The organism is Pseudoalteromonas sp. NGC95, assembly GCF_015864705.1.
In the GTDB taxonomy this organism is placed as follows: domain Bacteria; phylum Pseudomonadota; class Gammaproteobacteria; order Enterobacterales; family Alteromonadaceae; genus Pseudoalteromonas; species Pseudoalteromonas arctica.
In genome coordinates this window covers 17,082-37,083 of sequence record NZ_JADYWR010000008.1, presented here as the reverse complement: position 1 = coordinate 37,083, position 20,002 = coordinate 17,082, and the positions used below count along the sequence as shown (strand labels likewise).

The window sequence follows — 20,002 nt, the reverse complement described above, 5'->3', positions numbered from 1 at the left end:
TCACTCGTGCCAAAAACACGTTAATTAGTTTTTTAAACGCTAAAAATCAAAAAATAGGCACGCTCACCTACCCTGTATTGCTTTTAATCAATTATTATCAATGTTATAAACCAGCTTGCTGTATAACTTTAAAACTTAAAAAGGACTTAATATGAAAAAACTATTCTTTATAGCCTGTATTTTACTTAGTCAAAAAAGCTTTGCTTTGGAATTTGCTAAGTACCCAATAGAACTAAGTTCGGGCGAAGGCGTTAATGTTGTTATTGCCCCAACAACAGATAAAAAACAAGCTTTAGTAAAAGTAACAGGCATAAACCATGATATTGATGGCATTGTATTTTTAACCGATTTAAAACCTCATGGTAGTAATAAAGCTTACAAATATACTTACGATGGTACACAAAGAAGTTTAGTAAGTGTTGAGGAAGGCTACCGCTGTTGCTCTTACAATCTTTATATTCCAGACACTCGTGATGGAATTTACTTATCAAAAAAAGAAGAGTCAAACCCTGCCATTGTTGAAGATTTAAAAGCGCAATACGATCAACAGTTAAATAAAGGTACTCAAGCTAAACTAGCGAAGTTTAATCGTGAAAAGCATTTAGGGTATCAACAAAAAAATATAGCTGCCGCTAATAGCGAAATAGATAAGCAATGCGGATTAAAAATAAATACCAATGTTGATTGGGAAAGCATTGATGATGAAAACCTAAAAGAATATCCAGTGGGTTCATTTTGTGCACAAGTTGCAAACGAAATGGCATACATGTGCGAAAAAGACCAAAGTTTTAAAAACGACATAGCTCAGTTCAATGCTATCGAATGTAAATTTACTAATGAGCTAAAACTACGTAAAAATGGTAATACACTTATATTTAAAACAGCGCCAAAAGCCGCTAACCAACGCCGCTTTATTGAAGCTTATTTATTAAATTTATAAGCTGAGTTTAAAACCAAAAAAGCACCTAAAGGTGCTTTTTTTGGTTTTACTAATTAAGTTTGTTTATAGCGTTAAAAATACAATCAAACCGACACCGAGTAATAAACGATATATTACAAATGGCAACATACCCATTCGCTCTATTACTTTTAAAAACATAAATATACATGCATAAGCCGATAAGAACGATAGCATCACACCAAGCAATAATGTATTCCAATCAACTACATGGTCACCCAGTGCAAGCTCTGCAATATAATAAAGCCCCATCATAGAAATAATCGGAATCGCTAGTAAAAACGAAAAACGCGCTGCGCTTTGCTTATTCATACCCAACATTAAACCAGCTGTCATCGTGATACCTGATCGAGAAGTACCCGGGATCATTGCAACAGCTTGTGCGAAACCAATGATAAGTGCCGTTTTCCAATTGAGCTGATAAATAGTTTTAGTTTGTTTCCCTTTTGCATCCGCGTACCAAAGCAACAAACCAAATACAATGGTGGTAGTAGCAATTACCCAAGCGCTTCGCAAATATAACTCAATAAAGTCTTTTAAAAGTAAACCTAAAATAGCGGCAGGCACTGTACCTAGTATAATCCACCAGCCTAATTTACTGTCATCGGTAGTGCCTTGCTTACCAAAAGATTTAAACCATGCGCTTAGTATATCTACTACTTCTTTACGAAAATAAATAACAACGGCTATTAAAGTACCAACATGTACTGCTACGTCAAACGCAAGCCCTTGATCTTCCCAGCCTAAAATTTGCGATGGGAGAATTAAATGCGCAGAACTCGATATTGGTAAAAACTCAGTAAATCCCTGTATGAGGGCTAAAATAATTATTTCGATAATACTCATAGGTTAGAAAACTCCACCTTCCATAGCTTTTGTTGAGGGTTATTATATTCATTCCATAACTGCGCAATCGTTTGCTTAGCTACAGGATGATAAAAATCTGGGGCAACCTCACTCAGAGGTTGTAATACAAATGCATTTTTAGTTATTTCATCACGTGGTAATTGCGCTGGGGAATCGCAAGTTACATCATCATAAAACAGTAAATCTAAATCGAGCGTTCGTGGACTAAATTTTTTATCGTTCGCTGTACGCCCATTATCACGCTCTATTTGTTTTAATAAAGCGCATACATCAGCAAGCGACATATCAGTTGTAGCGCCAACTACTGAATTATAAAAATTATTGCCAGCAAACCCAACTGCTTCACTTTCAAAAACAGACGAGTGCACAATGTGCTCAAAGTGCTGCTTAAGTGCAATTAATGCACATTGTATATAATGCGCTTTATTTATATTTGACCCTAGGCTGATATAAATTTGAGCCATTTAGTCAGTTGCCTTAACACGTGTAATTTCAACACCCACAGTTTGTGCTTGTGCTACTGCTGCAGGTTTACTTACTCTTATAGTAACTTGTGGCGTATTAAACTCGCTTAAAATAATCTCAGCCAACTGCTCAACCAAAGTCTCTAGCAACTCAACAGGTTTTGCAGTGCAGTGCTTAATAACGCGTTCGCTTACTTTTGAGTAATCCAGTGCTAAATTAATATCGTCATTTTCGGCTGCAGGCTTAATATCACTAAACATTTCAATATCAAAATAAAGGCTCTGTTTACTTTCTTTTTCAAAGTCGTACACTCCAATAATAGTGTCGACGTGCAATTGAGATATAAAAACCTTATCCATTGATACTCCAAATAACAACAAACGACTAAGCAACTATACAAGGCATCAATAAAATTAATACTGTATATGGTTTAGCCAGTGTTTAAATATGTGAAAATAACTTCTACAATAGCAAAATAACCAAACTAGCTATTAAATAGCCTGTTAATAATTTTCACGATAAATTTTGCTGCCAATAATAGCTTAAAAGTACTATCAATTGGTATAGCAATTAAAAAATAAGGAAGCGTGTGTTAGCCACTTTAATGTTTGTTTTAGCTTATTTACTTGGGTCGATTTCGTCGGCTATTTTAGTGTCGCGGTTGTTCAAACTCCCTGACCCTCGTAATAGTGGTTCTAACAACCCAGGGGCTACAAATGTTTATAGATTAGGCGGAGCATTTCCGGCTTGCTTGGTTTTAGTGTTTGATATTTTAAAAGGCACTATTCCAGTATGGGGAGCTTATTTTTTAGAAGTTGAACCTTTAGAGCTTGGTTTAGTCGCAGTAGCTGCTTGTTTAGGCCATATGTACCCACTGTTTTTTAGCTTCAAAGGCGGTAAAGCCGTAGCAACGGCATTTGGCTCATTATTACCTATTGGCTTATCATTGGCTGGTTTACTTGTGTGCACTTGGTTAGTTATAGTGGCAATAACACGCTATTCATCACTGGCAGCGCTTGTAGCTGTATCTTTAGCGCCCTTATATACATGGCTAATAAAACCACTTTATACTCTTCCCGTTACTTTTATCACGCTGTTAATTATATTTCGTCACCGTACTAATATTATTCGATTATTTAGCGGGGAAGAACCAAAAGTGGGTGCTAAAAAAGCACCCACCGATGAAAACAAAAATATCTAAAATATGAGTCATTAAATCGGCTCAAGGCTATCTATAGGCCAACGAGGTTTTGTTTTCATATCAAGCGTGGCAAATTGCCCTGCTTTTAAACGTTGCATTCCTGCATAAGCAATCATTGCACCGTTGTCGGTACAAAATTCAGTACGCGGATAAAAAACTTCGCCTTTCATACCTTTCATTACGCGTTCAAGCTGCAGTCGAAGCTGTGTATTTGCACTTACGCCACCGGCGATTACTAAACGCTTAATACCTGTTTGTTTAAGCGCTCGCTTGCACTTAATAACCAGCGTATCAATAACCGCTGTTTGAAATGCATGCGCTATATCAGCTTTAGTTTGATCGTCGTCGTCATTTTCACGAATAGTGATTGATGCTGCAGTTTTTAAACCACTAAAACTAAAATCAAGACCTGGTTTGTCGGTCATCGGGCGAGGAAAAATAAAGCGCTTCGCAACGCCTTGTTCGGCCATTTTAGCTAAGCGCGGACCTCCAGGGTAGTCAAGACCAAGTAACTTAGCCGTTTTATCAAAGGCTTCGCCTGCGGCATCATCAACTGACTCACCTAGTACTTCGTATTGTCCAATACCCGCTACTTTAACCATCATGGTATGACCGCCCGATACAAGCAATGCAATAAACGGAAACTCAGGAATATTTTCTTCAAGCATCGGAGCAAGTAAATGCCCTTCCATATGATGAACAGCAACAGCTGGAATATCCCAACCGTATGCTAATGAACGACCAATAGAAGTACCTACCAATAATGCTCCAACTAAACCTGGGCCTGCAGTATAAGCAATACCGTCTAAATCTTCTGGGCCGCAACCCGCTTGTGCAAAAGCTGCGTCTATAAGTGGTAGCGTTTTACGAACATGATCGCGCGATGCAAGTTCCGGTACTACACCGCCATAATCAGCGTGTACTTTTACCTGGCTGTATAGTTGATGAGCTAACAAGCCTTTTTCGTCATCGTATATTGCAATACCTGTTTCATCGCATGACGATTCAATGCCTAAAATTCGCACTGTACTTCTCCTGCCTTTAATATTTCACTTCGCTGTTTTTATAACGTAAGGCCAATATTTGTTTGGCCATCTTCTAGGGCAAACTTTTTAAGTGCCTTCACGCTATCAGAGGTAATACGCCCCATATTTTCTACAAAATCAATTAGCTCACCTAATACTTCAATTTCGTATTGCATTAATGGATGCTCTCTAACGGCCGTGTTATCTGCAACCTCACCTTCAACCGTCATTTGATATTCAATAAAGCGGGCCACTGTTGCTTGAGATATTTTACTGACACTAATGAACTCTTGCTCATCTTGCGCCATTAAACCATGCATTAAGCTAAGTAAAGACGTTGCAGCATCAATAGCAGGGTAAGTACCAAACATATCAAAATCAGCAAGTTCAGGAACATTCGGTTCTATTTTTTCAACTTGTTTTTCGAGATCTATTTTACTTTTAGGCAGTAATATTTTTTCCCAACAAACATTAAGCGAATTACGAAGTAAGGTTTCATCACCAAACCCCGTTGCTTCGCTAAATAAACCGTAATTTGGCAGCATTCGCTCTATTAAAGCACTTGCTAAAACAGCTTTTTGTAAATAGTTAAGCTCTCTAATACGCTGAAAATTATTTGCTTTAGTCATTCTTTAACGTCTCACACGACCAACAAAAATCAAATGTTGATCCATTATGCTCATTACAGTTAGGGCATACCCAATCTGGAGCGGATTGTTTTACTTGTTGATAGTTTAACAATATTTGGCGCGCATGGCGCTCTTTTATCGCATAAACCTGCACACTAACTTGTGCTTGATCAAATGGAATTTCTCCCAATGCGCCTTGGAGCATCTCACCTTTTATTTTGCATTCAATGCCACTGGTTTGTATTAAACCTTTAATAATATTAGCTTCAAGGGTATTTTCGGCTTTATAAATTGTAACCCATTGAAAAGAGCTATCAGTTGAATTTTTATTATTAATATTTTGCAATATTCACCTCATTTATTTTGTGTTATCAATATCCTGCGCTAAATTATTAGCATGCTGCACTTTTAAGGAATAAACATGACACTTACAACCCCGGGCTTACTTTTTCCGGCCATATCGCTGCTATTATTAGCCTATACAAACCGATTTTTAGTTTTAGCGCAATTAATTAGAGAGTTAAATGCGCGTGAAGGCGAATCTATCCGACCTGTTGTAGTCGCTCAAATCACTAACTTACGTAAACGAATAAACTTAATAAGAACAATGCAGGTATACGGCGTAGCCTCTTTTTTACTGTGTACATTTTCGATGTTTGCTTTATTTATTGAATTTAATACCACAGGGATTATTTTATTTGGCATTAGCTTAGCTTGCTTAAGTTTATCGTTATTAACGTCTTTATTCGAAATACATATTTCCTGTGATGCGATTGAAATAGAACTACAAAGCATTGAAAATAAACCATTAAGCAGCCGAATAAATAGAAATTTTGTAAAATAAACTCTTATAGATAAAACACCCTATTATTTGTCATAATCATGTTATATGTGCGCCCTATTTTGGGGCGTACTTTTTTATTAATTAGAACAATTAAATTCCAATCTCCTAACTAACCCACTGAGTTAAAATAACTTTGCCTAGATAGTTAATTGCAAAAATATAGACAAAACACAATAAACAACTAGTTATCAATTAAAAAAGTAATACTATTTGGTCGCTTTCCTCTTTAATTAATACTAAAAGGGGGGTATCCTGCTGGAAACACGTATGAACTTGCAACCGTATTTCAATATAGAATTTTACTAAACTTTAGAATAAAAATTAATATATTTGATATCCGTGGTATCTGCGACTTACTTATAAAAAGGGACTATAAAGTGAGATTTGAACAATTAGAGCAATTTGTAGCACTTGGTGTATTACGTCACTTTAGACAAGCAGCTGAACAAACCCAAATTAGTACTTCAGCGCTAACGCGCAGCATTCAAACACTTGAAAATGAAATGGGATATGAGTTAGTAAAACGCTCAACTCGTTCTGTTAAATTAACGCCTGAAGGCGAACTTTTCCTTGAATATGCTAAAACGACTCTATCGGAACTTGAGCTAACGAAAAAACGGATTTTTCAATCAGTAAACGGTAATGCTAATGAAAAACTTGTTATTGGCTATACCAATAAGGCAAGCAGCATAGTACCTATTTCTTGTGGACAGTTTTTAGCTCAATATCCTCATATAAAAATTGAAATGCAGTTACAAGATCAACAAGAGCTAACACGCAGACTCCAACAAGGTGAAATAGACATAAGTGTATACTCTCAAGCTATTAATAGTATTGGCAGTGACATTCACTTACCTGATCAGCTTGTATTATTTGTTTCAAAAAATCACCCTCTTGCACATAAAAACGATATAAGTAAGCAAAATCTTGATAGCTACCCTATGTTTGGCTGCTTCTCTCAATCTAAACAAGTGCAAACTATGCTTAATGAAGCAATTGATTCTTTAAATAAATCATCAAGTATTAAAGTGGGTAGCATTGAGCAAGTAATGGCTGGTGTAGTTAAATCAGATCACTTTGCTATTGCAAGCATTGAGCATGCAAACACAATCGCAGAGAACTCTGAACTCGTGCAACTAAAAACAAATAAAGATTTAAATCACGAACAACTCGTTGTACAAACAAGCCAACAAACGTCTATTACCGAACATGTAGAACACTTGTTGTCGCTTATAAAAAAGGCGGGAGCTGCATTTAACTAACCCTTCTTTTTGAAAAAGTGCGGCACAATAAACAGTAGCTTTAAATCGCTTTTCGGCTACACTGTCGCACCTTTTTTAAACAGCTGATGTGAATGAACACACTTTTTGGTCCTGATGTCTATTTAGATGATATAGAACGCCAAGGATACACCGTAATTCATAACGCGCTTATTGCCGATTTAGTTAACGATTTAGTTGCAGATTGTCACCGTATAAACCCCCACTTTAGCCTTGCCGGTATTGGTCGATTAAATAACTTACAAATAGATAAAACTATTCGCACTGACAAAACCTATTGGTTTGACGGCAGCTCTCAAGCACAGCTTACGTATCAAGCAATAATGCAAAGTATAAAAACCACGTTAAATCGTAGCTTTTTTATGGGGCTATTTGATTACGAATGCCATTATGCAAAATATACACAGGGTGATTTTTACAAAAAACACTTAGATGCATTTAAAGGTCGATCTAATCGTGTATTTACAACGGTGCTTTATTTAAATACGCCAGAGCAAGGTGGCGAACTTGTTATATATAAACCTAAAAGTAAAGAAGTAGAAATAACGATTAAACCAACTGCTGGCACATTGGTTATGTTTGAAAGTGAACGTTTTGCTCATGAAGTGCTTCCTGCAGTTGACGAACGCTATTCTATTGCTGGGTGGTTTAGAAAAAACGCCTCTATTAGCGGTATTATTGATCCGCCCCGATAGCTCTAAATAACTCATTTTAACAGCCTTTACTAAGGCTTTAAAATGCTATTGGGTATGAAAGTAATAACCCTATAAAGATAGCCAAGCCCACATAATGATTATTTAAAAACGCTTTAAAGCAGGCATCTCTTTCACGCTTATGAATAAGCGTTTGTTGATATGCCAATAAACCAGCTGCTACACTCAAACCAACGCCAAACGCGACACTTAAATGATTACTTATACCAATAAACGCAACCAGCGCTATAAATACAGCATTAAGTAAAAAGATTATGTGGCGGTCGAATTTACCAAATAAAATAGCGGTTGATTTTACCCCTATTTTTAAATCGTCATCTCTATCAACCATCGCATACATAGTGTCATAAGAAACTGTCCAGCAAATGTTGGCTATAAATAATAACCATGCCTGCTGCGGTAATGCATTTATTGAAGCCATATAGGCCATTGGAATAGCCCAACCAAATGCAGCTCCTAAAACAACTTGTGGTAATTGTGTATAGCGTTTCATAAAAGGGTAGCAAAAGGCTAAAGCCAAAGCCCAAAAAGAAAGCAAAAGAGTATTAACGCTAAGCATTAATACTAAAATAAACGCAATAACTATGAGCAGTAAAAATAGGCTAAGTGCTTCACCACTACTAACCCGCCCTGAAGCTAGCGGCCGCTGAGCTGTGCGCTTTACAGAGCCGTCTATTTTCCTATCTGCAAAATCATTAATTACACACCCTGCACTTCGCATAACAACAACGCCCAGCGTAAATATAATAAAGTTGAGTAAGCTCGGCATCCCACTATTAGCAAGCCATAAAGCCCAGTATGTTGGCCAAAGTAATAACAAGGTACCAATGGGCTTATCTATACGCATTAGCTGTATATAGTAAGAAATATGTTTTGGCTTTAAAGCGGCTAATTTCATGAGTATAAATATGCTCCTGGTAAAAACACTTCACACACTAAAAATTTATATTCTTTGAGTGAAAATACACTTCGACGCCCTAGTAAGTTTTTTTCGGGTAGGTTTAATTTTGCAACTAATTGCTGAACGGGGTGCTTGGCATCAAAATAAGCAATTTCTATATCCGTTCGTTTTAGTGCTGGGTCTTGAAAAATCACATCACCAAGAGGTCGTTCACCCATATTGTGCAAAGGATTGCTCGAATCATTTTTAGGAAGCCAGCTCTGTGCGTATACCACAGGTTTGTTATCGCACAATAAGAGTACTTCTCTATTAATAGCTGTTTTAGCGCTACAGTTTAGTAATAACTTTTGCTCTAGACTTAAAGTAAATAACTGCTCGCTTAATACTCTTACACTAAAAATTTGTGATTTACTTTTTAATTTAGCAGTTAAAGAATTAGGTTCAAAAAGCCATTCTTGCTCTAGAGGAGATAAGTCACTTACATATGAAGTGGACTGCCAATTAGCAGATATAGACAGAGGATAAGTAATCACAATAGCTCAACAAAATAAAAAACAACGAGATGATACCATTGTCAAAGCTTTTGAAAAAGTGATGTTTTATAACCATAAATAATAGCTTGGCGCTGTTTATTACCCACTATTAAGTATAAACTATTTGTAACAAGTTTTAAGAAACGCTTTAAATATGAAAAAAATAGTATACGCAGGTCTTTTTACGTTCTTTGTAAGTGTCATAAGCTTTACAGCTCGTGCTGAATCTACAGTTGGTTATTTTGGTTTTGAGCCCGATATAATCACCAACTACATTGGCGCATCAAGTAAAAAAATGGGCTATGTGCGTGTAACTATTGATTTAATGCTTAATGACACTTCAGATATTGCAGTAGTAGAGCACCACACGCCATTACTACGTGATGCCCTAGTAGAGATTTTATCTAAAGAGCCTGAAGAAAAAATAAAATCCCTTACTGGCCGTGAAGAAATACGCGCAAAGTGCGCCGAAAAACTAAAAAGCCTCTTAAAAGAAGAAACAGGACAAGAGATCATCCGTGAAGTCTTGTTCACTAAATATTTATATCATTAGTATTTAACGTTTTGCGTTAAATACTTTGGCGGTGTAGGCAAAAGCCATACCGCTAACTAACCCACCTAAGTGCGCCCAATTAGCCATACCTACAAACAATACATCTGCAAACCCAAGCACTAACCAAATCAACATAAAACCAACAATAGCCGTACTAACCAGCGCAGGTTTGTTCGGATTTAAAAAGCTATGAATCCAACAAAAACCAAGTAACCCATATACTACGCCACTCAAACCGCCAAAGTTGGGACCAACCATTAGGTATTGCGCCCAATTACTAATAAGTGCAGTCACTAAAAACAAACCTATTAAGCTGAGTTTTCCGCATTGCTTTTCGATATTGTCGCCAAGCGACATCCACCAAATTAAATTAAACACAATATGGATCGCGCTAAAATGCACAAGCGCGGGAGTTAGCCAGCTTAGTGGTTGTGATGGATTAAATTGCAGAACTGTATAAATTTCATCAAATCCACCCAATAAAAAAGCGACATAAATAACAATACTCAATATGCTAACAGTTTGGTTAAGCCAGCTAAGCGCTTTAAACCGCGCCATAAGATTAAGTGATTGCCCTTGATATTTAAGCGGCGATTGTGTGCTGCCTACATCCCAAGATGCTTGCTGGTATTTTTCATGATTAGGGTTTTGTGTAAACTCAACCCATAAAGGCTGAACTTGATGAAAGTCCTCCTCAGTCACGCTAATAATGACATTACTGCCATCTGCTGAGTGTATCTTTGCATCTAGGCCTTGGCTTTTTAAATAATCTATAAAGCCTTGTGCGGCGCGTGGGTTATTTAAACTGCCAAGCTCTATCATCGTTCTACTTTCTCGCTATAAGACGCTTCCCAAGCAGTAAAACCGCCATCCATGCTGTATACATCTTCAAAACCTTGCTCAACTAAATAACTAGCTGCGCCCTGAGAGCTCATACCGTGGTAACACACAATAATAATTGGCTGATCGAATTCTTTTTCCATCATAAATTGTGCAATATTACCGTTAGAAAGTGCTTCTGAGCCTGGAATACGACCAGCTTGATACGAATTTGGATCGCGAATATCTGCAATTACAACGTCTTCTTTATCTAGAAGTTCTAACGTTTGCGCTATAGAAATGTGTTTAAATGCCATTGAAGTCTCTTTAATTAATAGTATAAAAAAGGCGGCTAAAGCCGCCCTTCTTGTAATTTAGTTAGGAACTAATCCCAGTTTAAAATTACTTTACCTGACTGACCTGAAATCATCATATCAAAGCCAGCTTGGAAGTCATCCACAGAATACTGATGTGTAATGATTGGGTTCAAATCAAGACCAGATTGAATCAAGCTTGCCATTTTGTACCACGTTTCGAACATTTCGCGACCGTAAATACCTTTAATCACTAAACCTTTAAAAATAACTTGGTTCCAATCAACCGCCATATCAGAAGGTGGAATACCTAGCATGGCAATTTTACCGCCGTGGTTCATGTTATTAAGCATTGAATTAAAAGCGCTTGGCACACCTGACATTTCAAGACCAATATCAAAGCCCTCTGTCATACCTAGCTCTTTTATTACGTCTTCAAGCTTTTCGTTTGCGACGTTTACAGCACGTGATGCGCCCATTTTACGCGCCAAATCTAGGCGGTATTCGTTTACGTCGGTAATAACAACGTGGCGAGCACCCACGTGTTTTGCTACAGCCGCAGCCATAATACCAATTGGGCCAGCACCAGTAATAAGTACATCCTCGCCAACTAAGTCGAACGATAATGCGGTATGAACAGCGTTGCCAAATGGGTCAAAAATTGAAGCCAGCTCATCAGAAATATTATCTGGAATTTTAAATGCATTAAATGCAGGAATAACTAAATACTCTGCAAATGCACCTTCACGATTTACGCCAACACCCGTTGTATTACGGCATAAATGTACACGCCCAGCACGACAATTACGACAATGCCCACAGGTAATATGACCTTCACCCGATACGCGGTCGCCTACTTTAAAGCCACGAACTTCCTGGCCCATATCAACGACTTCACCAACATATTCGTGACCAACAACCATAGGAGTAGGAATCGTTTTACTTGCCCATTCGTCCCACTTGTAAATATGTACGTCGGTGCCGCAAATAGCTGTTTTGCGAATTTTAATCAGTAAGTCGTTGTGACCCACTTCTGGCTTTGGTGCATCTGTCATCCAAATGCCCGGTTCTGCTTTTAATTTAGATAATGCTTTCATAATCCACACTCAACTAAAAAACCGAAGCGAGGCTTCGGTTTAAAATAAAATTAAATAACGCCCATTTCTTTACCAATACGGGTAAATGCATCAATAGCAATATCGAGTTGCTCAATGCTATGCGCCGCTGAAATTTGTGTACGAATGCGGGCTTGCCCTTTTGGTACTACTGGGAATGAAAAACCGGTTACGTAAATACCTTCAACAAGTAACTTATCAGCCATTAACGAGGCTACTTTTGCATCTCCTAGCATTACTGGAATAATTGCATGATCTTTACCTGCACACGTAAAACCAGCAGCTTCCATTTGCTCACGGAAATATTTAGCATTTGACCAAAGTTTAGCGCGAAGCTCGCCGCCACTTTCTAGCATTTCAAGTACTTTAATTGATGCAGTAACAATTGAAGGCGCTAATGAGTTTGAGAACAAGTATGGGCGCGAACGTTGGCGTAACCATTCAACAATTTCTTTTTTACCTGAAGTATAACCACCTGAAGCGCCGCCTAGCGCTTTGCCTAATGTGCCGGTAATAATATCTACACGGTCTAATACATTACAGTACTCAGGTGTACCCTTACCGTTTTCGCCAACAAAGCCAACTGCGTGAGAGTCATCAACCATTACAAGCGCATCATATTTATCGGCTAAGTCGCACACGGCTTCTAAATTACAAATAACGCCGTCCATAGAAAACACGCCATCGGTAGCTATTAGTTTCGTTTTAACGCCGGCTTCATCTGCGGCAATAAGTTGCTTTTCAAGATCAGCCATGTCGTTATTTGCATAACGAAAACGCTTAGCTTTACACAAACGTACACCATCAATAATTGATGCATGGTTTAACGAATCAGAAATAATAGCGTCTTCTGCGCCTAAAATAGTCTCAAACAAGCCTGTATTTGCATCAAAACATGAAGAATATAAAATCGTATCTTCTGTTTCTAAAAACTCACTGATTTTTTTCTCTAGCGTTTTATGAATATCTTGCGTGCCACAAATAAAACGAACAGACGCCACACCAAAACCATGATTATTTAAACCGTTTTGCGCAGCTTCAATTAGCTCTGGGCTATTAGCTAAACCTAAGTAGTTATTAGCACAAAAGTTGATTACTTTACCTGATGCAACTTCGATTTGAGCTTGCTGCTGAGATTTAATAATACGTTCGCTTTTATACAAACCTTCGGTTTTTACGTCTTCAATTTGCTGTTGTAACTGGCTAAAAAAAGCAGATGCTCTCATCTAAGTTCTCCATATATTTGAACGGGTAAACAATCACATTTAAACGACTGTTTATTATGAGGGGTATTGTAAAAGTTTAATGGGAAAAATGCACGGTTTGCAGTTCGTCGTAAACACCCTAGACTGGAAGTAATTCCTGCCAGTTTACAGGCTAATCTGTTTAGTTTATTTATGTCTTTAAAAGTGCAGGTAAACTGTTTATAGAATCGATAATTAAATCAGCCTCTTGCTTAGCACTTTCATCAAAGCTTTGACCCGAACGCACTAAAACGCGGGTCGTAATGCCCGCTTTTTTCGCAGCCTGCATATCACTGAGTTTGTCGCCCACCATAATGCTGCAAGCAGGGTCGATGTTATGCTTTTGTATGCCTTGTAATAACATACCTGGCGCAGGCTTTCTGCAACTGCACTCTTTCAAATATTCAGGGTGCGCTTTTTTAGGGTGATGCGGACAAAAATACACATCGGCAACTTCAATACTGTGATCGCTAAATTGGGTTTTCATCCAATCAGTTAGTGCTAAAAAATCAGTTTCGGTGTAATAACCTCGACCAATTCCAGATTGATTAGTGACGATTATGATTTTATAGCCCGCATCATAAAATGCTTTACAAGTGCTAAAAACACCTTCAATAAATTCAAATTTATCGCTTTGATACACATAACCATGGTCAACGTTTACCACGCCATCTCGATCTAAAAAAAGCGCTTTATTTTTTTGTTGTACATTCATTGCAAAGACTCTTTTTGTACAACATGGTCAAACATTGCTTTTACATCATCAACCGTAATTTGGCTCATTAAATCATCGCCTTTTACGCGCGTACCCCACGGTACTTGCTTAGCTGTTTTACCTGTTTGCTTAAGCAAATTTTGATGATAAACCTCAACCACGTAATCTTGATATAAGTAAGGGCCTGTTCGTGCTGGGTTTGAATGTGCATATAAACCAATAACCGGCGTACCAACAGTTACCGCCATATGTGCAGGGCCTGTATCGGGCGCAAGCACTAAGCTGCCACGCTTTAACACGCACAACAATTCTTTGAGTTTCGTTTTACCCACTAAATTTAAAATAGGTGTTTTACTATACTCAACAATACTATTTGCTAGGTTAATTTCAAGTTCTATTGGCCCCCCCGTCAATACCACCTTAAAGCCTTGCTCATTTGCATAATCAGCCAATGCTGCATAACGATCAGCGAGCCAATTGCGCTGTGCTTTACTTGCTGCTGGCGATATTACTAACAGTTTATTAGTTAGGTACTCTGGTGTTAGTAGTTCATCAGCAACCGCTTGGTCTTGCTCTGTATATGGCATGTCCCAACTCGGTTTATAATCAGCTACACCAATGGCTTTTGCAAAACCTTTAAAGCCTTCAAGCACATGCGCCTGAGCTTCTGGGGCTATTCGTTTATTAATAAACAAGCCGTGCAATTCTTTTGAACGCGCCCAATCAAACCCTATTTTTACTTTTGCAGGAATACAACGCGCTACAAACCCAGCCCTTAATGCAACTTGCATATTAAGTAGTACATCAAACTGTTGATCTTTAAAGCGTTGCTTTAAGCTTTTAAGTGCTGCTTTACCTTGTTTTTTATCAAATACCACCAGCTCAACACCCGATAAGTCGGCAAGTAACATCGCTTCTATTTTACCAATAACCCACGTGATTTTTGCATTTGGGTGTGCTTTTTGAATGGCTTGTACAGCACTCACACCATGACATACGTCACCAATGGCTGAGAGTCTTAATATACAAATAGATGAATAGTTAGGAGCTTGAGTCACACATTCCCTTAGGTATTAAATACAAAAGCCGATCTTAAATTATAATCACGCTATTGCAAGCACTTATCCTCAGCTTTAAAACGCGCTAATATAGGCACATTATTTAGCAATTACGCAGAGCTATGTTTAAACAACACGTGCAAGGCAATCACACTGTATTAAGCCACCCTAAATACACGAGCCAAATTACCCTCGATTGGTTTGATGCAAATTATTGGCAACAACAAAATAAAATTGTGGGCGCTAAAAAAGGTCGAGCAACTGCGTGGTTTTTTAAGCAAGACGAATTAACAGCCGTACTTAGGCATTATTGGCGCGGTGGCTTCGTAGGTAAATTGCTAAGCGATCAATATTTATACCCAGGACTTGAACAAACCCGTGTGTATAAAGAGTTTAGCTTAATGAGTAAACTTATAGAGCTTGGTTTAAACGTACCAACCCCTATTGCAGCTAAAGTAACCCGCAGCGGATTAATTTATCGTGGTGATATTATTACCGAGGCTGTTAAAGGCGCTAAAAGTGTACTCGATGTATTAATTGAACGCCCATTGACCGAAGATGAGTTGGAGCGCATAGCTAAAACAATCGCGCTATTTCATTCAAAAGGTGTGTATCACGCCGATTTAAACATTAATAACATTTTGTTTGATGATACTGGTGATGTGTACATTATCGACTTTGATAGAGGTGAAATAAAAATGCCTAATGTGCAGTGGCAACAAAGTAATATGGAACGACTTGAGCGCTCATTTTTAAAAGAACAAGGTCGAAACGAGTCATTTAATTGGCAAGCGACTGACTGGCAAACTCTGCATAGCAACTACCTCAAAGCACTCGCTAACTAAGTTAACCTAATATAAGTTAACTTAGTTAGCCAATGCTAAATACTGCAGAGCAACCTGCTCTGCCTGTACTTGTTTTAGAATATCTGCGTTTTCTACATTTGGCTTATCTGCTAGCACCTGCTTAACGGCATTGGCTAATGCCTCACTTTGCTGAACGGGTACTAAATATTTACTTAGCTCGCCTGTTAATATCTCGCTTGGTCCAAATGTACAATTAGTACTAACTACCGGAGTACCCACCGCTAAAGCCTCAATTAATACCGTTGGAAGTCCTTCAAAATCAGAACTCAACACTAAAGCTTTGGCATGCTTAATCCAGTTGTACGGGTTTTGTTGAAATCCTGGCACTACTAACTATTTTTCTATGCCGTATTCCTGTGCAAGCTTTAGCGCTTTAGCCGGTTTATTACATAAAAGTACTAACTTGTATTTTTTATCAAGCTTTGCAAATGCTGCAAATAATATATCGTGGCGTTTTTGTTTGGCGAGTCTTCCTACATGAATTAAGTAGGGCTCATTTGGGATATTGTTATTTTGCTCATTTGCTTGCTGTCTTATTTTTTCAAAATCGAACGGGTTGTAAATAGTCGCAATTGCACTTGGGTTAATTAAATCCCCTTGTATTATTTCTTTTTCAACACCCTTTGATACGCAAATAAGTGATTTACCATTTAAATTTTGCTTACTTTTTTTAAGATATAAGTATGAAAATGGACCTAACTTTTTTTGACGTGCAAGTTCTGCATTGACAGAGTTATGAATAACAAAGTGAACATTTTTGATATTACTACGCGCAAGTAAATTATTACTTCTATCAAGGTTAGAAAGTACTAGATCAATATTGCCAATCTCGCTTTGTTTTTTTTCAAACCAAGTTTGTAGTGTTAAAATGCTATTTTTACGCTGCCAAAATCGATCTACTTTTGATGCCCTATGTGCGAATAAACTCTCCACGTTAAGTACTTCAGGGATATTATATTCAATAGAGTTAGCAAGAAACAAAATAGTGATTCAGTACTGTAACTTGGCCATTTCCTCAGCAAGGGTAAGCATTACTTTTCAGCACCACCACCCACTAGGGAATCAATTACAATCACTATATTCATTAGCGCTCCTCTATAAGCATATTTTTTATGCCATTAGTGATTACATCATAACTATTTGAATTATCAAGCTGGTTATTTTTATCAATAAAATTACTATAAAAAGGCTCAGTAATAACTTGAGCTATTTTTGTTATGATTTCATCAACATCGAAATTTGCTTTAATTACAACACCTGTATTAACACAACGATCTAAACGTGTATTTTGATCTTTTGAGATAGCACATGCCACAACGGGAGTTTTAACGGCAATTGCTTGTAATAAAGTATCTCCACCGCTAAGTAATGCGACTTTAGCTTGGCTCATTAATGCCAAAAAATCAGTACTTTGCAGACTTGCTAAACAAGTAACCTCATCGCTTTTCGGAATGGCTTTCTTATAATTGGGACCAAACACAACAACTGCTTTTAAACCAGTGTGCTTAGTAATTTTAAGCGCGGCTTTAAAGTAAACATCAGCACAATTAATATTATTTAATATATGCCCGCCTGAGCCGGCATTAACAATAAAATAGCCTTCAGGTACTAATTTATAGCGATTTAAAACATCACGTTTTTGCGCGCAAGAGGCAAATGTAACAAAAGGACCTACATTACGAGGATGTGCCAAGGGAAACATGTCTAACTTCGTACTTTCAGCCCATGTAAGTGGCTCAATACAATAATCAGGCTGTACAACCCAATGTGTATCAATTAAATTAATTCTGTTAAGTTTTAAGCCTTTAGCACGTTTTTTTGCATGCTGAGAAATGAATATAACTTTAGCGCCTACCTTTTTAGCCGCCTTCATATGCCCTGCACGTCCTGCACAATCAAAAACAACGACATCAGGTTTAAATTGCTCTATAAAGTCGCAAACAAAATCAAGCTCTTTAGTCGCTGAGTGTTCGAGTAGTGTGGCTTCAAAAGGACAATCTTTTGCGTAGCTTGTATGCTTATTTAATATAAAGTGAATATCGAGAGAATCTGCAAGTTCTGCCTTTAAACTTTGAGCCAACAACAACGAGCGCATATATTCACCAATGCCTTCTGGTGATGATACTGGAATAAATAAAAGTCGTTTGTTGCTCATTGCATTCTCAATGTCCTATTTGAGCTCCAGTATATCAATCAGATACTTATTACGATAGACAGGTTACATTTTAATATATTAAATTAACTCTATAAATTTGATTATTTACTGCAATAGCAGACTTAGATTGATAAACTTAGCCGCAATCTTAATCACAAGGATCTGAACTTTGCGAAACAGAATTTTTCTACTTTCTACTCTTTTTTGCGCTATGAGCGCATCAGTTAATGCTGAGCCATGGGTAAAACCCGATGATTATGGTCTAAGAGCTGATATTCAACAATTAGCTGATGCCGGTGTTATTTTAGCTCCTGTAACTACCTATCCGCTTATGTGGAAAAGTTTTATAAGCGATGTGGAAAGTATGCCGCTGGAGCAATTATCTCCAAGCTTACAAGATGCTTTACTTCGCGTTAAACATCGATATAAATCAGAAAATAATAGCTCACATAGTCTTCAATTATCAGCTTTTGCAGCCACAGATCCAATCATAGCAACAAGTTTTGGTGCAACTGATACCCAAGAAACAGAGCTTTCAGCAGCTTACGCTTATTTAGGCGATAACTTTGCAGCTAAAGTAGCTATAAATTATAGAAAAGACGGTAAGAAGTGCTTAGTTAATGGAAAAACGATAGATGACATTGAAACCAACGAGCAAGCTTTAACCGATTGTAACGATACCTCACTTGATAATAGTTACTTAGCTTACCGTTTAGGTAACTGGATTTTTAGAGCCGGTGCTGTTGAACAATTTTGGGGACCTGGTGTTGATAATAGCTTAATTATGTCAGGTAATGCGAAACCTTTACCTGCACTAAGTGTAACAAGAGAAAAAAGTACAGCTTTTGAAACACCATGGTTAAGCTGGATTGGTCAATGGAGCTTTACAGCTCAAATGGCAAAACTTGAATCTACACGTGTTATACCTGATGCTTTGCTTTGGAGTACTCGTATTAATTTTCGCCCTATTCAACAACTAGAAATTGCACTTAGTCTGTCTGCACAATGGGCAGGTGACGAACAACCAAGCTCTGCAGGCGATTTTATTGATATAATTACGGGGCAAGCAGTTTGCACTGATGGTAATGAAAGTTGTGATAGCCAGTTAGAGTCAAAAATAGGTAATCAGCTAGGGGGGATCGATATTCGTTGGTCAGATACACTTTTCAACCGACCTTATGCTGTGTATGCCAGTACTATTGGAGAAGATGCCAGTTCACAGTTTAAGCCAGCCGACAGAGCTTATTTATTTGGTATGCAAACAACACAGCGTATATACCATCAAAATATATTGGTAAATATCGAATATATAGATACCAGTGTTTCATGCCAAGTTGAATCAACGATTGAAAGCTGCTACTACGAGCATGATACTTATAGATCAGGTTACCGCTACCATGGTCGCACTATTGGCTCAACATACGATAATGATGCACAATCAGTTGTTTTAACTTTATTAGGCCAGCTGTCAAATGGTAATGATTGGCAGGTAAAACTGCGCAGTGTTGATTATAATAGTGACAATCGCGATCGTTATCCTAACAATCCTGACTTAGGAAATACCATCACTAAAACTGGGGTTAACTCTAAACAACTAGAAGTACGTTACAGAATGCTTTCTATGGGCGGCCGCGTTACTTTAGGTGCTTTTGCGTCTAACAATGACGGCGCTGAAAACGATACTTCTGCATTTGCTAAGTACGAATATAACTTTTAATACGTTACTTTTAATAAAGTAACGTATTAA

General features: G+C 37.7%; 23 protein-coding genes and 1 pseudogene. 8 read left to right on the top strand and 16 right to left on the bottom strand.

Annotation, left to right across the window (positions count from 1 at the left end; translation table 11 throughout):
- Positions 1 to 151: 151 nt before the first annotated feature.
- Positions 152 to 940, top strand: coding sequence for a hypothetical protein (locus I6E70_RS09120; protein WP_007584744.1), 789 nt, complete (start codon positions 152 to 154; stop codon positions 938 to 940).
- 63 nt (positions 941 to 1,003) lie between these two features.
- On the opposite strand, the gene I6E70_RS09115 is transcribed toward I6E70_RS09120, so the two are convergent.
- From I6E70_RS09115 to folB, 3 genes are read right to left on the bottom strand one after another with little or no spacing between them, the layout of a single operon-like run.
- Entirely contained in the window at positions 1,004 to 1,804 is an 801-nt protein-coding gene (locus tag I6E70_RS09115) for an undecaprenyl-diphosphate phosphatase (RefSeq protein WP_197188564.1), read from the bottom strand.
- The gene (gene folK, locus I6E70_RS09110) at positions 1,801 to 2,289 is read right to left on the bottom strand and encodes a 2-amino-4-hydroxy-6-hydroxymethyldihydropteridine diphosphokinase (RefSeq protein ID WP_007584740.1); all 489 of its coding nucleotides are present in this window, start codon (positions 2,287 to 2,289) and stop codon (positions 1,801 to 1,803) included. The genes I6E70_RS09115 and folK overlap by 4 nt, the downstream gene beginning before the upstream one ends.
- Complete coding sequence (gene folB / locus I6E70_RS09105; RefSeq protein WP_197188563.1) at positions 2,290 to 2,649, bottom strand: dihydroneopterin aldolase; 360 nt, start codon at positions 2,647 to 2,649, stop codon at positions 2,290 to 2,292. It abuts the gene before it with no gap.
- A gap of 230 nt (positions 2,650 to 2,879) precedes the next feature.
- Here folB and plsY point away from each other — a divergent pair, with 230 nt between their 5' ends.
- Positions 2,880 to 3,491, top strand: coding sequence for a glycerol-3-phosphate 1-O-acyltransferase PlsY (plsY, locus tag I6E70_RS09100; RefSeq protein ID WP_007584736.1), 612 nt, complete (start codon positions 2,880 to 2,882; stop codon positions 3,489 to 3,491).
- An 11-nt stretch (positions 3,492 to 3,502) separates the two neighbouring features.
- On the opposite strand, the gene tsaD is transcribed toward plsY, so the two are convergent.
- From tsaD to I6E70_RS09085, 3 genes are read right to left on the bottom strand one after another with little or no spacing between them, the layout of a single operon-like run.
- Positions 3,503 to 4,516 (bottom strand): tRNA (adenosine(37)-N6)-threonylcarbamoyltransferase complex transferase subunit TsaD, encoded by a 1,014-nt coding sequence (tsaD, locus tag I6E70_RS09095; RefSeq protein ID WP_007584734.1) that lies wholly within the window; start codon positions 4,514 to 4,516, stop codon positions 3,503 to 3,505.
- Between the two features lie 38 nt (positions 4,517 to 4,554).
- A complete protein-coding gene (locus I6E70_RS09090; protein ID WP_007584732.1) occupies positions 4,555 to 5,145 on the bottom strand; it encodes a YjaG family protein in 591 nt (196 codons plus the stop codon).
- Positions 5,138 to 5,491 carry a putative signal transducing protein gene (locus I6E70_RS09085; protein WP_007584731.1) on the bottom strand — a complete coding sequence of 118 codons (354 nt, stop codon included), beginning with the start codon at positions 5,489 to 5,491 and terminating at the stop codon, positions 5,138 to 5,140. Before I6E70_RS09085 ends, I6E70_RS09090 begins: the two co-directional genes overlap by 8 nt.
- Before the next feature lie 75 nt (positions 5,492 to 5,566).
- On the opposite strand from I6E70_RS09085, the gene I6E70_RS09080 reads away from it, so the two are divergent.
- The 3 genes from I6E70_RS09080 to I6E70_RS09070 all read left to right on the top strand — a co-directional run bounded on the left by I6E70_RS09080 (position 5,567) and on the right by I6E70_RS09070 (position 7,964).
- Positions 5,567 to 5,989 (top strand): DUF2721 domain-containing protein, encoded by a 423-nt coding sequence (locus tag I6E70_RS09080; RefSeq protein WP_007584730.1) that lies wholly within the window; start codon positions 5,567 to 5,569, stop codon positions 5,987 to 5,989.
- Positions 5,990 to 6,366: 377 nt separating this feature from the next.
- Positions 6,367 to 7,251, top strand: a complete 885-nt coding sequence (locus tag I6E70_RS09075) for a LysR family transcriptional regulator (RefSeq protein WP_007584725.1) — start codon at positions 6,367 to 6,369, stop codon at positions 7,249 to 7,251.
- A 92-nt stretch (positions 7,252 to 7,343) separates the two neighbouring features.
- Positions 7,344 to 7,964 carry a 2OG-Fe(II) oxygenase gene (locus I6E70_RS09070; RefSeq protein WP_007584723.1) on the top strand — a complete coding sequence of 207 codons (621 nt, stop codon included), beginning with the start codon at positions 7,344 to 7,346 and terminating at the stop codon, positions 7,962 to 7,964.
- Positions 7,965 to 8,001: 37 nt separating this feature from the next.
- On the opposite strand, the gene ubiA is transcribed toward I6E70_RS09070, so the two are convergent.
- Both ubiA and I6E70_RS09060 read right to left on the bottom strand, forming a co-directional pair.
- Positions 8,002 to 8,880, bottom strand: coding sequence for a 4-hydroxybenzoate octaprenyltransferase (gene ubiA / locus I6E70_RS09065; protein WP_197188562.1), 879 nt, complete (start codon positions 8,878 to 8,880; stop codon positions 8,002 to 8,004).
- On the bottom strand, positions 8,877 to 9,416 hold the full coding sequence (locus I6E70_RS09060; protein ID WP_165729394.1) for a chorismate--pyruvate lyase family protein: 540 nt from the start codon (positions 9,414 to 9,416) through the stop codon (positions 8,877 to 8,879). The genes ubiA and I6E70_RS09060 overlap by 4 nt, the downstream gene beginning before the upstream one ends.
- 154 nt (positions 9,417 to 9,570) lie before the next feature.
- Here I6E70_RS09060 and I6E70_RS09055 point away from each other — a divergent pair, with 154 nt between their 5' ends.
- Positions 9,571 to 9,969, top strand: coding sequence for a flagellar basal body-associated protein FliL (locus I6E70_RS09055; protein ID WP_007584719.1), 399 nt, complete (start codon positions 9,571 to 9,573; stop codon positions 9,967 to 9,969).
- A gap of 3 nt (positions 9,970 to 9,972) precedes the next feature.
- Here I6E70_RS09055 and glpG read toward each other — a convergent pair whose 3' ends face one another.
- The 6 genes from glpG to I6E70_RS09025 form a co-directional block, all read right to left on the bottom strand.
- Positions 9,973 to 10,791 carry a rhomboid family intramembrane serine protease GlpG gene (gene glpG, locus I6E70_RS09050; protein WP_024591461.1) on the bottom strand — a complete coding sequence of 273 codons (819 nt, stop codon included), beginning with the start codon at positions 10,789 to 10,791 and terminating at the stop codon, positions 9,973 to 9,975.
- On the bottom strand, positions 10,788 to 11,105 hold the full coding sequence (glpE, locus tag I6E70_RS09045; protein ID WP_007584717.1) for a thiosulfate sulfurtransferase GlpE: 318 nt from the start codon (positions 11,103 to 11,105) through the stop codon (positions 10,788 to 10,790). The genes glpG and glpE overlap by 4 nt, the downstream gene beginning before the upstream one ends.
- 68 nt (positions 11,106 to 11,173) lie before the next feature.
- A complete protein-coding gene (gene tdh / locus I6E70_RS09040) occupies positions 11,174 to 12,199 on the bottom strand; it encodes an L-threonine 3-dehydrogenase (RefSeq protein WP_077537083.1) in 1,026 nt (341 codons plus the stop codon).
- 50 nt (positions 12,200 to 12,249) lie between these two features.
- Complete coding sequence (locus tag I6E70_RS09035; RefSeq protein WP_024611251.1) at positions 12,250 to 13,443, bottom strand: glycine C-acetyltransferase; 1,194 nt, start codon at positions 13,441 to 13,443, stop codon at positions 12,250 to 12,252.
- A gap of 169 nt (positions 13,444 to 13,612) precedes the next feature.
- Positions 13,613 to 14,176, bottom strand: coding sequence for a D-glycero-beta-D-manno-heptose 1,7-bisphosphate 7-phosphatase (gene gmhB, locus I6E70_RS09030; RefSeq protein WP_197188561.1), 564 nt, complete (start codon positions 14,174 to 14,176; stop codon positions 13,613 to 13,615).
- On the bottom strand, positions 14,173 to 15,234 hold the full coding sequence (locus I6E70_RS09025; protein WP_197188560.1) for a glycosyltransferase family 9 protein: 1,062 nt from the start codon (positions 15,232 to 15,234) through the stop codon (positions 14,173 to 14,175). Before I6E70_RS09025 ends, gmhB begins: the two co-directional genes overlap by 4 nt.
- Positions 15,235 to 15,356: 122 nt before the next feature.
- Between I6E70_RS09025 and I6E70_RS09020 the strand changes: the two genes are divergently transcribed.
- A complete protein-coding gene (locus I6E70_RS09020) occupies positions 15,357 to 16,079 on the top strand; it encodes a 3-deoxy-D-manno-octulosonic acid kinase (protein ID WP_197188559.1) in 723 nt (240 codons plus the stop codon).
- A 21-nt stretch (positions 16,080 to 16,100) separates the two neighbouring features.
- On the opposite strand, the pseudogene I6E70_RS09015 reads toward I6E70_RS09020, so the two are convergent.
- A pseudogene (locus I6E70_RS09015) lies at positions 16,101 to 17,185 on the bottom strand (glycosyltransferase).
- On the bottom strand, positions 17,185 to 18,255 hold the full coding sequence (locus I6E70_RS09010; RefSeq protein WP_197188558.1) for a glycosyltransferase family 1 protein: 1,071 nt from the start codon (positions 18,253 to 18,255) through the stop codon (positions 17,185 to 17,187). Before I6E70_RS09010 ends, I6E70_RS09015 begins: the two are co-directional and overlap by 1 nt.
- A 211-nt stretch (positions 18,256 to 18,466) precedes the next feature.
- Here I6E70_RS09010 and I6E70_RS09005 point away from each other — a divergent pair, with 211 nt between their 5' ends.
- Positions 18,467 to 19,972: a capsule assembly Wzi family protein gene (locus tag I6E70_RS09005; RefSeq protein ID WP_197188617.1), complete on the top strand. Its 1,506-nt coding sequence runs from the start codon at positions 18,467 to 18,469 to the stop codon at positions 19,970 to 19,972.
- Positions 19,973 to 20,002: the final 30 nt, after the last annotated feature.